This is a genomic window from Ensifer sp. WSM1721, assembly GCF_000513895.2.
Lineage (GTDB): Bacteria > Pseudomonadota > Alphaproteobacteria > Rhizobiales > Rhizobiaceae > Sinorhizobium.
In genome coordinates, this window is the sequence record NZ_CP165782.1 from 190478 (window position 1) to 203442 (window position 12965).

The 12965-nt window shown below is 63.6% G+C and carries 9 protein-coding genes; 6 read left to right on the forward strand and 3 right to left on the reverse strand.

What is annotated here, in order from left to right; all coding sequences use genetic code 11:
* Positions 1-46: 46 nt before the first annotated feature.
* A complete protein-coding gene (locus M728_RS00865) occupies positions 47-1843 on the reverse strand; it encodes an acyl-CoA dehydrogenase C-terminal domain-containing protein (RefSeq protein WP_026622002.1) in 1797 nt (598 codons plus the stop codon).
* Positions 1844-2259: 416 nt separating this feature from the next.
* On the opposite strand from M728_RS00865, the gene M728_RS00870 reads away from it, so the two are divergent.
* The 4 genes from M728_RS00870 to M728_RS00885 all read left to right on the forward strand — a co-directional run bounded on the left by M728_RS00870 (position 2260) and on the right by M728_RS00885 (position 8402).
* On the forward strand, positions 2260-5952 hold the full coding sequence (locus M728_RS00870; protein WP_026622003.1) for a peptidoglycan-binding protein: 3693 nt from the start codon (positions 2260-2262) through the stop codon (positions 5950-5952).
* A 312-nt stretch (positions 5953-6264) separates the two neighbouring features.
* Entirely contained in the window at positions 6265-7191 is a 927-nt protein-coding gene (locus tag M728_RS00875; protein ID WP_026622004.1) for a sulfite exporter TauE/SafE family protein, read from the forward strand.
* Complete coding sequence (locus M728_RS00880; RefSeq protein ID WP_026622005.1) at positions 7191-7991, forward strand: TIGR02186 family protein; 801 nt, start codon at positions 7191-7193, stop codon at positions 7989-7991. Before M728_RS00875 ends, M728_RS00880 begins: the two co-directional genes overlap by 1 nt.
* A gap of 174 nt (positions 7992-8165) precedes the next feature.
* Entirely contained in the window at positions 8166-8402 is a 237-nt protein-coding gene (locus M728_RS00885) for an Lrp/AsnC ligand binding domain-containing protein (protein ID WP_026622006.1), read from the forward strand.
* Between the two features lie 64 nt (positions 8403-8466).
* Here the strand turns inward: M728_RS00885 and pdeM are convergent, their stop codons facing one another.
* Entirely contained in the window at positions 8467-9192 is a 726-nt protein-coding gene (pdeM, locus tag M728_RS00890; protein WP_034884100.1) for a ligase-associated DNA damage response endonuclease PdeM, read from the reverse strand.
* A gap of 80 nt (positions 9193-9272) precedes the next feature.
* Positions 9273-11828, reverse strand: a complete 2556-nt coding sequence (locus M728_RS00895) for a ligase-associated DNA damage response DEXH box helicase (protein ID WP_026622008.1) — start codon at positions 11826-11828, stop codon at positions 9273-9275.
* A gap of 106 nt (positions 11829-11934) precedes the next feature.
* On the opposite strand from M728_RS00895, the gene M728_RS00900 reads away from it, so the two are divergent.
* Together M728_RS00900 and M728_RS00905 are read left to right on the forward strand one after the other, a co-directional pair.
* Entirely contained in the window at positions 11935-12441 is a 507-nt protein-coding gene (locus tag M728_RS00900; protein WP_026622009.1) for an Rrf2 family transcriptional regulator, read from the forward strand.
* A gap of 25 nt (positions 12442-12466) precedes the next feature.
* Entirely contained in the window at positions 12467-12928 is a 462-nt protein-coding gene (locus tag M728_RS00905) for a carboxymuconolactone decarboxylase family protein (protein WP_026622010.1), read from the forward strand.
* The last annotated feature ends 37 nt before the right edge of the window (positions 12929-12965 follow it).

Genomic DNA, 12965 nt, shown 5'->3' on the forward strand with positions numbered 1-12965 from the left:
TCGGGTGGAAGACCGCTCACATTCTCCATTCGGCTCCAGTCTGAAATCAGAAGGCTGCGGCGTCCAGCGCCATCAGCGTGTCGGCGCCTGTTTCGATGCGGGCCTTGCGCAGCGCCGTCTCCGGCATGATGCGTTCCATGAAGAACTTTGATGTGATCAGCTTGTTCTTGAGATAGTCTGCACGTGCGGTTTCGCCAGCGGCGAGCTTGTCTTCCGCCGTCCTGGCGATCTTCGCCCACATGTAGCCGAGCACGACGAGTCCGAAGAGGTGCATGTAATCGGTCGAGCCGGCACCGGCATTGTCGGGTTTTGCCATGGCGTTCTGCATGAACCACATGGTGGCCGCCTGCAGGTCGTTCAGCCCCTTCTTCAGCGCCTTGGTGTAGCCGGAAAGTCTCTCGTCGTTGCGGTTCTCCTCGCAGAAATCGCCGATCTCCTTGAACAGCGCCATGACGGCGCGGCCGCCGTTCGTCGCAAGCTTGCGGCCGACGAGATCCAGCGCCTGGATGCCGTTGGCGCCCTCGTAGATCATGGCGATGCGGGCGTCGCGCACATACTGGCTCATGCCATGCTCTTCGATATAGCCGTGGCCGCCGAAGACCTGCTGCGCCATCACGGCATGTTCGAAGCCCTTGTCGGTCATGACGCCCTTGAGGATCGGCGTCATCAGGCCGAGGATGTCGTCGGCCGTCTGGCGCTCCGCTTCGTTGTCGGAACGGTGGGCGATATCGGATTTGAGCGCCGTCCAAAGCGTGAAGGCGCGGCCGGCTTCGTTGAAGGCCTTGATGGTCATCAGCGTGCGGCGGATGTCCGGATGGACGATGATAGGGTCGGCCTTCTGGTCAGGCGCCTTGGCGCCTGAGAGCGACCGGCCCTGGAGGCGTTCGCGCGCGTAATTCGCGGCATTCTGGTAGGCGATCTCGGCGATCGCGAGCCCCTGCATGCCGACGGCAAGACGGGCTTCGTTCATCATCACGAACATGGCGCTGAGACCCTTGTTCTCCGCGCCGATCAGATAGCCGGTCGCCTCGTCATAGTTCATGACGCAGGTGGAGTTGCCGTGAATGCCCATCTTGTGTTCGATCGCGCCGCAGGAAACGCCGTTGCGCTCACCCGGTTCGCCGCTGTCAGTCAGCTTGAATTTCGGCACGATGAAGAGCGAGATACCCTTGACGCCTTCCGGCGCGCCCTCGATGCGGGCGAGCACCAGATGGATGATGTTCTCGGCCATGTCGTGCTCGCCGGCGGAGATGAAGATCTTCTGCCCGGAGATCTTGTAGGATCCGTCGCCGTTCGGCACGGCCTTGGTGCGAAGCAGGCCGAGGTCGGTGCCGCAATGGGGCTCGGTGAGGTTCATGGTCCCGGTCCAGGTGCCTTCCACCATTTTCGGCAGGTAGGCGCGCTTCTGCTCCTCGGAGCCATGCACGAGGATGGCGGCGATCGCTCCTTGCGTCAGGCCCGGATACATCATCAGCGACATGTTCGCGGCGGACAAGAATTCGCCGACGGCGGTATGAAGCGTGTAGGGCAGGCCCTGCCCTCCGAATTCTTCCGGCGCGGCGAGGCCGAGCCAGCCGCCCTCGCGATAGAGGTCGAAGGCCCTCTTGAAGCCCGTCGGCGTGGTGACCGAGCCGTCGTCGTGGCGCGTGCAGCCTTCCTGATCGCCGGAAAGATTGATCGGGAAGAGCTCTTCCTCGGCGAGCTTGGCGGCCTCGCCGAGGATCGCCGCCACCATGTCCGGCGTCGCATCCGCAAAGCCCGGCAGGTTGTGATAGCGCTCGATGCCGAGCACGTCGTTGAGGATGAACAGGGTGTCGTCAACCGGAGCCTTGTAGATGGGCATTCTTTCCTCGCCTTGATGTCCCTTCGGGTACGCCGCGCGGTATACCCTATTCCGCTTTCGAGCCCGCGCCGAGAAGCCGGTGCTGAAATATCGGAAGGATGCTACAAAACTTTGACGTTTGCGTAAACGTCAAAAACACCCATCGCGAAAGTTTCGCCGGCGCAGTCGCCGGTGGCGTGAAATGCGACGCCGGCGGTTCCGTCGGGCCGGCGATGATAAATCGTTAAAAAGTCAGACGGATTAACGGGTTGTTTACCACGTTTAATGAATTGTGCGCTTTGAGATGGTCAAAGCTGCAACCGGTCCGGTCCTCGTATTGTTGTGGCTTTGCCCGCATTGGCTGTGCCGCCGAGCCTACGAAGGCGGGGTTCTTTCGGAACGGCGTCAATGGTGGTGAAGACAGGGGCGAAGAGACAATGAGCGGATCACGATCCAACTCTCAGCGCACGGGCAACCCGTCCTATGGCGACAGGCCGTCGCTCGATGCCCTGAACCGCACCATCGAGGGGCTCGAGGCCCGCATCGAAGGCCTTATGGGCAGCATCGGCCGTGAGCCGCGCCAGCCGGAGCGGCAGCGTCCGACGGCAAGCGACGCCGTATCCGAAATTCTCCAGCGCCAGCGCGCCCTGAACGCCGCACGCGAGCGGCCGCTGCGCGAACGCATCCCGTCGCGAGAGGCCGATCGCCTCGCATCAAGTCGCGCCGCGGACGAGGCACCGTACCAATCTGCTAATGCGGCAGCGCCTCCCCCGGCGCGGTCTTCGGGCGCGACCGATATCGCCGAGGCACTGGTAGGTCTGAGGCAGGACCTGAAGCGTGACATCAGCGACGGGCTTTCCCGCGAGATGCATGCTCTTCGATCGGAAATCCGCGGCATCACGGGCGAAGCTGCCCAGGACCGCCGCTTCGCCGAGGATGTCCGGGATGAGATCGAGCGCCTTGCCGCCGGCATCAAGGAGCTTGGGCGGCAGGCCTCGCCCTCCGAAGCCGATGCGCTGAGGACGGAGTTCGACGACTTGCGGGCCATGATCGACGGGCTCGCGCGCGAAGACAGCATGCGCCGCATGGAAAATCGCTGGAACGGCGTCGAGGACCGGTTGAACGCCTTCGACCAGAATCGCGACGACGAACTGCTCGCGCTCGCCTATCGCCTTGACGAGATCAAGTCGCAGATCAACGCCTTGAACAAAGGATCGGCAGTCGAGGTTTTGGAGAACAAGCTCGTCGCGGTCGCGCAGGCGATAGAGTTGCTCGGACGCCAGATACAGCCGGACGACAGACGCTTTGCCTCGCAATTCGCCGATCTCGACGCTCGGCTCGACGAAATCAGCCGGGCTATCGCCGCCGGCAGCCGCAATGCGGCCGGGCTCGACACGTCCTTCATCAACCGCCTGGAGAATAGGCTCGGTGATCTGTCGCGCCACGTCGAGGCTCTTTCGCGCCCGAGCGATTCCGGCCTCGGGGCACGCATCGAGGCGTTGACGGCGCGCGTGGAGGATCTTGCCGGCGAAAGAGCGGCGGCTCGGCTCGAGGAGCGTCTCGATCAGCTTTCCGCATTGCTCGAACGCAGCCAGTGGAACGCCCAGCCGGATATCGCCGACCATCTCGCCGATATTTCCCGGAAGATCGAGACCCTCGGTGAAGGCAGCATCAATGAGGCGCTCTCGGCGCGGCTCGACCATCTCGTCCGGCGTATCGACGAGCTCGACATGCACGTCGAGCCCTCGGTCACGGATCCGCGCTTCGGCCGCCTCGAAGACCGCCTCGCCGATATCGCGCAGCGCCTGGAGGAGACGCATGCGGCGCCCTTCGATGATGGCGAGACCCTGCGCAACCTCGAAGCGCAGATCAGCAACCTCTCGACGCTGATCAGCCAGCCGCGGCATGACGGCGGTAGCGTGCCGGCGGATTTCGAAAGCCGCATGACCACGCTCGAAGATTATCTCGCGACCAGCGACGAATACATCATCGAGGCCGCCCGCCAGGCCGCCGAAGCGGTGATGGAGGCCTATGCGAAAAACGGCCCATCGCAGATGTCTGCAAACGCCGACATGGCGGCCATTTCCGCGCTCGCCGAAGATCTCAGGACTTTGGAGGAACTCAGCCGTTCGAGCGACGAAAGAACCGCCCGGACCTTCGAGGCGCTGCACGAAACGCTGGTTCATATTGCCGAAAAACTGGAGCGGCTCGAGGAGCGCGAACCGGTGCCGCTTCGTGAGGTTCAGCGAAACCTTGCCAAACAGAAGGCGGCGGAGCCGGAATTCGCGGGTCCCTTCGACGATGGCGAATCGGACGAAGGCGACGGCGAGCTCAAGCGCAAGGTGCGCGGGCTGCAGACGGAAGATGGCGCCGCCGTGAGGGCCGAAGAAGCTGCGGCTCCGGCGGCAGCGATGGCTTCCGTCGATGTCGCGACGGTCGGTGGTGATGAGCTCAGGGTGGAGGCGCGTGCGGCAAAGACAAGCCTGCTCGCCGGCCTGACCCGGCGGTTCGCGGCCAAGCGCATTGAGGCGGCCCCGGTGCAGGCCCGGCAGTTGGTGGAGCCCGCTCCGTCGATCGATCCCTCCGAAATGCTTGCGCCGGAGGATGCCAATCAGCTCCTCGAACCAGGCTCCGGCGTGCCGGACGTCAAGAAGATTCTCGAGCGCGTCCGGGCCGGCCAGATGGCCCGCGGTGGTCAGCAGGCATCCGAGGGTGAGAAACCGGATTTCATCGCGGCGGCACGCCGGGCGGCGCAATTGGCCGTCGAGGAATCCGATACGCTGAGCCGCGGCAAGGAGAGGGGCGCGTCATCGGCCGTCCGCGGCGCGCTTGCCCGCCACCGCCGCCCGATCCTGATTGCAGTCGGCGCCGTATTGCTCGCCATTATGTCCTATCCGCTCGTCAGCACGGTTCTGAAAGGCAAGGAGGCGCCGAGCCTTCCGCCGCCTGCGGCGATCGAACGCAAAGCGGATGCGCAAATTACTGAGCCGAAGGCCGTCGACGACCGCTTCGCGGCTGCTGCCCCTGCCGCCGCACCAGCTGCCGAAGAGCCGAAGGCTAAGGCTCCCAACGAGAAAGCCGGAACACCTGCGGTCGCGATGTCTGAAACCGCAGCGCAGCCTGCCGCCGAGTCGGACAAGGCGGGCGTCGCGGGCCAGGCGCCGATGTTGCAGCCCACGGCCGAACAGCCGCAGACAAGACCGGTCTCGACGTTCCAGCCGTCTTCGCAAGGAGAGGGCAAGGGAGGCGCCTTTGAAGCAACCAAGGCGAGCGAGATCGTATTGCCGGACGGTTTCGGTCCGCCCGCGCTGGTGACGGCGGCCAAAGGCGGCGATCCTCTGGCTTTCTACGAGATCGCCGCGCGTTTCACGGAAGGACGCCGGGTCGAGAAGGACCTGGCGGAAGCCGTGAAATGGTATCAGCGGGCGGCCGATGCCGGCGTGGTGCCGGCCGAATACCGGCTCGCCAATCTTTACGAGAAGGGCGCGGGTGTCGCGCGCGATGCGGCCAAGGCCAAGGAGCTTTATCAGAAGGCTGCCGCGGCCGGTAACGCCAGCGCGATCCACAATCTCGCGGTCATGCTCGCAAGCGGCCGCGATGGCGCTCCGGACTTCGCCGAAGCAGGCAAATGGTTCGAGAAGGCCGCCAATCTGGGCGTGCGCGACAGCCAGTTCAACCTCGCCGTTCTCTATGCGCGCGGCAACGGCGTCGCCCAGAGCCTCGAAGAGTCCTACAAGTGGTTCGCGATCGCTGCCCGCGACGGCGACAAGGATGCGGCGGAAAAGCGTGATGAGGTCGCCAAGGCCTTGAAGCCGGAACAGCTTTCGAGCGCGAAGGCCAAGGCCGATGCCTGGAAGGCGCAGCCGCTCGACGCCAAGGCGAACACGGTCGATGTTCCGGACGCCTGGGTCGGTCCGCCGACCAAGACGGCCAGCGTCGACATGAGCAAAGCAGTGCGCAATATCCAGGCGATCCTCAACAATAACGGTTTCGACGCCGGCAAGCCGGATGGCCAGATGGGCAAGAAGACGGTCGCCGCCATCAAGGCCTTCCAGGAGTCGGTTGGTCAGGAGCCGACCGGGGAAATCACCGACGGGCTGGTGCGCGAACTGCTGAAGCGCAATTCTTAGTCCAGGAAGGCATTGCGGGCTCGCCCCGGCGGCGCCGCGCCATGTATCTGAAAAGGTTGACAGCTCGCGCCTAGGGGCGCATGACGAAAAGTGTCGCCTTTTCTCCCCCGGAGCTGGGCGGTCCCAGATACATCCCTGTCCGTGGTGAATCACGTACCACTTTGAAGGATCACGCCGCGCGCCTCTCCGGACGCGTGAAGGCCCGCGGATAATTTTGGGACATTGCACAATTCCTCAATCCATTCGGGTTAGGAATTGTCGAGGAGCAATTTCTGCCCGCCTTGCGGGCCGCTGGCGCATCGAGGTTCGGCCGTGACGATCTATCTGCCCATAGCAGAGTTGTCGGTGAACATACTCATCATCCTCGGCATGGGTGCGGCCGTCGGCTTCCTGTCCGGCATGTTCGGTGTCGGCGGCGGCTTCCTGATCACGCCGCTCCTGATCTTCTACAATATTCCGCCCGTGGTGGCGGTGGCGACCGGCGCGAACCAGGTGGTCGCCTCGTCTATCTCCGGCGCCATCACGCATTTCCGGCGCGGCACCATCGATATCAAGCTCGGGACGGTCCTGCTCTGCGGCGGCCTCGTTGGAGCGACCTTGGGTGTCTGGCTGTTCTCTCTCTTGCGCCGCATGGGCCAACTCGACCTGGTGATTTCGCTTCTCTACGTCGTGCTGCTCGGCTCCGTCGGCGGATTGATGCTCTGGGAGAGCATCGGCGCGATGCGCAAGGCGGCAAAAAATCAGCCCACGGCATTGCGGCGGCCGGGCCAGCACATCTGGATCCACGGCCTGCCGCTGAAGATGCGCTTCAAGAAATCGAAGATCTATCTGAGCGTCATTCCGGTCGCCACGCTCGGCTTCTGCATCGGTATTCTGACTTCGGTGATGGGGGTCGGCGGCGGCTTCATCATGGTGCCGGCGATGATCTATCTCCTGCGCATCCCGACTAGCGTCGTCGTCGGCACATCGCTTTTCCAGATCGTCTTTGTCTCCGCCTACACAGTCATCGTCCAGGCATCGACCAACTATACGGTCGATATCGTGCTTGCCTTCGTCCTGATGATTGCCGGCGTCATCGGAGCGCAATATGGCGTGCGCGTCGGCCAGCGGCTGCGCGGCGAGCAGTTGCGGGCGCTCCTTGCGTTGCTCGTGCTCGCCGTCGGCATAAGGCTCGCAATCGAGCTCATCATACCGCCGAAGGACATCTATTCGGTCGTTTCAACGGGGGTCGGCTTCTGATGCTCCGTTCGGCGCTCACTCTCTTTGCTTCGCTTCTTGCCTTTGCCGCGCCGGCTCTGGCGCAGTCTCTGGAGCGGCCGGTGACAAACTTCACCGAGAAGCTCGAGATCGGCATCTCGACAGACGAGATTTCGATCACCTCCGATTTCCGCGGCGCCGACCTGACGATCTTCGGCGCCATCGACGGCTTCGACGCCAATCTGTTGGCGCAGGGCAAGTACAACATCATCGTTGCGCTGGAAGGCCCGAAAGACAATGCCACGGTGCGCAAGAAGGAGCGCGTCTTCGGCATCTGGGTCAACACGAACTCGATGACCTTCGAATTGGTGCCGGAATCCTATTCGCTATCGAGCACGCGTGATATCGGGACGATCGCGCCGCCGAGGGACGTCGCCAACATGGGCATCGGCATCGATCACATACGCCTGGTGCCGCTGGGCTTCGTCGGCGACGGCAGCACGATCGGCGAGTTTCGAAATGCCTTTCGCCGCATCCGCGAGACGAGCGGCGTCTTCCAGCGCGATCCGGGCGGCGTGCAATTCATCAGTTCGAGCCTGTTCAAGGCCTCCGTGCGCCTGCCAGCCAACGTGCCGAACGGCGTGCATGTCGTGCGCGCTTACCTTTTCCGCGATGGCGTCTTCGTCGCCGCGAAGGCCCTGCCGCTTCGCGTCGTCAAGACCGGCCTCGAACAGGCGATCACCCGCGCGGCGCATGAAGAGCCCGTCATCTACGGCTTGTTTGCCGTGACACTGGCGGTTATCACCGGCTGGGGCGCAAGCCTGCTCTTCCGCAAGGAGTAGCGCGAAACGCTGGATGCGTGTTGCCTTTAGGCCTCACCGGCGCGTTCCCTTTTGCCCGGTTGCGGTTTAAGGAGAAGCATGAAGGTCCGCATCGCCCGCCTGTGGCCGCGGGGATGATGCGGAATGTTTGGGAGGCTGCCCCTGATCGCCTCCTCCCGGAAGCAGAGGAAGCCCATGAAACCGATTTTCGTGCAACTGCAGTGCGCTCCCGGCAAGACCTACGAGGTGGCCGATGAGATTTACCGCAAGGAGATCGTCTCGGAGATGTACTCGACGAGCGGCGACTATGACCTGCTTCTGAAGATCTATGTCGAGGAGGGCCAGGACATAGGCAAGTTCATCAACGACAATATTGCCAGTGTCCCGGGCATTTCCCGTTCGCTCACGACGCTTACTTTCAACGCCTTCTGATCGGCTCTGATTAATTTAGTGCGGGATGCGGCGGGAAACCGCGCACACTTTTCCTCGTCCCGCGCTAGCCGAGGAGATTTGCGAAGCGCACCGAATAGATCCGGTCGCGGCCGAGCATGTGAGCGACGAGCCGCTCGCGCTCGAAGAGGCCGCTCATCGCGCGATGCCTGAGATCGAGCCCGCCGGTGGTCACGCCGAAGGCGGGCATCAGCAGACGTTTGCCGTCCGTCGCAAAGCAGGCGCGTCGGATGGACCTTTCCCGCCGCCTCACCGTGGCGGAGGGATGCAGATGGCCGGCGATTTCGCCGACGCCGTCGACGCTGGACGGCTGATGCCGAAAAACGAGGCCGGCATGGCAAAGCTCGTCCATCGACGTGCCGGGCAGTCCACACGCGCCGTCAGGATCATGATTGCCGTTGATCCAGATCCAGTCGCGCCCCCTTGCCATCGCCGAGATCATCTGGCGGAACGTCTCGGGCATTACCGCCGATCCCCTCCGGTCATGGAAATTGTCGCCGAGACTGATGACCGTTGCGGGATTGTGGCGGGCGATGATCGCCTCCAGGATGCGCAGCGTCGCCAGCGTATCGTAGGGCGGCAGCATCATGCCGCGCCGGGCGAAGGCCGAGCCCTTTTCCAGATGAAGGTCGGAGACGACCAGCGTGCTGCTCTCGGGCAGAAAGAGCCCGCCCAACGGATCGCAGACCGCGGTAACGCCATTGATCGTGGTGCGTGCCTGGAAGAAGCCGGTTGCGGCCTGGGCTGACGTCGCGTGCAGGAGACGATGCATTGTCACTCCGACGTGCTCAAGCTTGATGTGTCCGGGCCTACACCCCGCCTGGAATACTCGCAATCGCTCATATCGCTCCCCTATCCATCCGCACCGTGGCCGGCGCCCATCGCCTCGTTGATCAGTTCGTCCGCTGCCGCCTCGGTCAGCAGGAAGTCGTGAGCCTCCCCATGGACCATTTCCTTTCCAATCTCCAGCATCACCGGAACGGCGAGCGGCGAGATGTGGTCAAGCCGGCGGTGGGTGATGTGGCCCTTGATGCGTTTGAGCATGGAGCCGAGGCGGCCGATGTCCAGAAGTCCTGTGGCCGCGTCATTGCGCGTTGCCTCCAGGAGGATATGGTCCGGCTCGTGCGCCCGCAATACGTCGTAAATGAGATCCGCGGAAACGGTGATCTGCCGTCCGGTCTTTTCCTTGCCCGGATGGCGCTGGTCGATCAGCCCGGCGATGACGGCGCAGTTGCGGAAGGTTCGCTTCAGGAGGAAGGACTCGTTCAGCCACGCTTCCAGATCATCGCCCAGCATGTCCTCGTCGAAGAGCTGGCCGAGCGACGGCGTCCGCGCGCGGAAGGCCGCGCCCATGTCGTCGAGCGCCCAAACAGCCAGCGAATAGTCGGTCGCGACGAAGCCGAGCGGCTTCAGCCCGGCGCGGTCGAGGCGACGGGTGATGAGCATGCCGAGCGTCTGATGGGCGAGCCTGCCTTCGAAGGCGTAGATCACCATGTAGTGCCGGCTGCCGCGCGGGAAGGTCTCGACCAAAAGTTCGTCCTCTCGCGGCAGCATCGACACGTCCTTCTGCAGCGCCAGCCAGTCGCGCACCTGTTCCGGCAGCGCGGCGCGGTTCGTCTGATCGGCGAGCATTTTCCTCACCTGCGCTGCAAGATAGGTGGAGAGCGGGAACTTGCCGCCGGCATAGCTAGGCACTTTGGGATCGAAGGAGAAGGCTTGGGAAACGAGGCATTCGTTCTCCCGGATACCCTCGAAGCGCACCACCTTGCCGGAAAAGAGGAAGGTGTCGCCCGGCGACAGCATCTCAAGGAAATATTCTTCGACCTTGCCGAGGGACATGCCGCCGCGGCCGAGCGAGCCGCGCGCGTTCCGCTTGACCATCCGCACGTTCAGCATCGGCGATTCGACGATCGTTCCGACATTGAGCCGGTATTGCTGCGCGACCACGGGATTGGACACACGCCACAGGCCGTCCTTCGTCTTGCGGATGCGGGCGTAACGCTCATAGGTTCTGAGTGCGTAGCCGCCGGTGGCCACGAGATCGACGACACGCTCGAACGTCTCCCAGGAGAGCTGGGCATAAGGAGACGCGCTAATGACCTCCTCATAAAGTTCGATTGCATCGAAGGGCCTGGCACAGGCCATGCCGAGCACATGCTGCGCCAGCACGTCGAGCGCGCCCTTGCCGACCGGCGGCGTATCCTGCGCTCCGATATAGTTGGCGTCGAGTGCCGCCTGGCATTCCATCACTTCGAAACGGTTGGCCGGAACGAGGATGGCGCGGCTCGGCTCGTCCATGCGGTGGTTCGCGCGGCCGATGCGCTGGGCGAGCCGGCTTGCCCCCTTCGGCGCGCCGACATGGACGACCAGATCGACGTCGCCCCAGTCGATACCGAGGTCGAGCGTCGAGGTGGCGACGACGGCGCGGAGCCGGTTCTCCGCCATTGCCGCTTCGACCTTGCGACGCTGCGCCACGTCGAGGGAGCCGTGGTGCAGCGCGATCGGCAGGTTGTCGTCATTGATCGTCCAGAGTTCCTGGAACAGCATTTCCGCCTGGCTGCGAGTGTTTACGAAGAGCAGCGTCGTGCCGTGTTCCTTGATGGCCGCATAGATGTCGGGGATGGCATAACGCGCCGAGTGCCCGGCCCAGGGCACGTGGTTCTCCGTGCGCAGAATCGAAATCTCGGGTTTCGCTCCGCCGGAAACGGTGATCAGCCCGGCATGGTTCTCCCGGTCCGGACCCTGCGCCATGAGCCAGCGCTGGAGCTCCATGGGCTCGGCCACCGTCGCCGAAAGGCCAATCGATTGCAGACGGGGAGCCAGCCGGCGCAGGCGCGCGAGGCCGAGCGAGAGCAGATGGCCGCGCTTCGACGTGACCAGCGAATGTAGCTCGTCGAGCACCACGTAGCGCAGGTCCTTGAAGAAGCGCTCCGCTTCGCCATCGGCGAGAAGCAGCGCGAGCTGCTCCGGCGTCGTCAGCAGAATGTCGGGCGGGTTCAGTTTCTGTCGCTGCCGCTTACCCTGTGGTGTGTCACCCGTGCGGTTCTCGATCCGGACCGGCAGTCCCATCTCGCTGACCGGTTTCGTCAGGTTGCGCTCGATGTCGACGGCAAGCGCCTTGAGCGGCGAAATATAGAGCGTGTGGATGCCGATGAATGGCGAGCCGGGCGGGATTCGGCCGCGCCCGGTGATGTCCACGAGCGAGGGCAGGAAGCCGGCGAGCGTCTTGCCTGCACCGGTGGGCGCGATCAGCAGTGTGCTTTCGCCGGCCTCCGCGCGCCCGAGCAGCTCGAGCTGATGGGCACGCGGCCGCCAGCCCTTTTCCGCGAACCATCGGAGAAAGGGCGCCGGCAACGTCAGGGCGTCGCTTTCCGGCGATGGGGAATCGATCCTGTTCACGGGGAACAAATGTAGATCAAACGCGGCAAAAGAGAAGTCTGCCGTCTCTTCGGAGCGGTGGGATTGACGCAGCTCCTATTCGTGGATAATAAATATCCACGATTTGGAGGACAGTATGAAGCTCGGTGACGGTGTCGAACAGGCCATTCACAGCGTGACGATGTTGAGCTGTCTTCAGCCCGGCAGCACGCTCTCGGCTGCGGCGCTCGCCGAGTTCCACGGCGTTTCGATGAGCTATCTCCTGAAGCATCTGCAGGCGATGTCGGGGGCGGGACTGCTCGAGGCCGTGCCGGGTCCGAAGGGGGGCTACAGGCTCGCATGCGCGCCGGAGAAGATCACTCTGCTCGACATCGTGCTTGCGGTGGAGGGGCCGGAGCCCGCCTTCCGCTGCAACGAGATCCGCCTTCGCGGCCCCAATCCTTATGCCTGCAAGCCAACCGCTCCCTGCACGATCAACGTCGCGATGCTCAGGGCCGAGCAGGCCTATCGCGCCGAGCTCCGGCGCGTGACCATCGCCGACATCATGGCCGACCTGAAATCCATCGACCGCGACGGGGCGATCGCGGCCCGGACCGAAGGCTTTCTCGCCCTTCATGAACGCAAATCGGGCGCTAGTGCCTGATGCCGACCAACCAAAGGAGAAGACCATGCAGCCACGCTTGAATTTTGCGAAAGCCGCGCCGGATGCCTACAAGGCCGTCGCCGCGCTCGACAGCTATGTCAAAGCCTCGGGCATCGAGCCTCGCCTGATCCACCTGATCAAGCTGCGCGCCTCGCAGATCAACGGCTGCGCCTTTTGCGTCGACATGCATACCAAGGAGGCTCGCCACAGCGGTCTTAGCGAGCAATGGATCAATCTCGTCTGCGTCTGGCGCGAGTCGCCGCATTTCGACGAGTGCGAGCGTGCCGTGCTCGGCTGGACCGAGGCGCTGACGAATGTCGCCGAAACACGCGCGCCTGATGACGCCTACGAGGCACTAAAGGTGCATTTCACGGAAGAGGAAATGACCAAGATCACCGTGGCGATCGGCACCATCAACGTGTGGAACCGGCTTTGCGTTGGCTTCCGCGCTTTGCCCCCGATCGACGCACCCGCCGAGGCGGCGTAGCCTACTCTTGAAACGCAGCCATTCCGGACGAAAGCCG

What these genes read in the sequence shown, in the direction of transcription:
- M728_RS00865 (WP_026622002.1), bottom strand. Translation starts at nt 1,843, where the DNA reads ATGCCCATCTACAAGGCTCCGGTTGACGACACCCTGTTCATCCTCAAC.
- M728_RS00870 (WP_026622003.1), top strand. Translation starts at nt 2,260, where the DNA reads ATGAGCGGATCACGATCCAACTCTCAGCGCACGGGCAACCCGTCCTAT.
- M728_RS00880 (WP_026622005.1), top strand. Translation starts at nt 7,191, where the DNA reads ATGCTCCGTTCGGCGCTCACTCTCTTTGCTTCGCTTCTTGCCTTTGCC.
- M728_RS00885 (WP_026622006.1), top strand. Translation starts at nt 8,166, where the DNA reads ATGAAACCGATTTTCGTGCAACTGCAGTGCGCTCCCGGCAAGACCTAC.
- pdeM (WP_034884100.1), bottom strand. Translation starts at nt 9,192, where the DNA reads ATGCATCGTCTCCTGCACGCGACGTCAGCCCAGGCCGCAACCGGCTTC.
- M728_RS00900 (WP_026622009.1), top strand. Translation starts at nt 11,935, where the DNA reads ATGAAGCTCGGTGACGGTGTCGAACAGGCCATTCACAGCGTGACGATG.
- M728_RS00905 (WP_026622010.1), top strand. Translation starts at nt 12,467, where the DNA reads ATGCAGCCACGCTTGAATTTTGCGAAAGCCGCGCCGGATGCCTACAAG.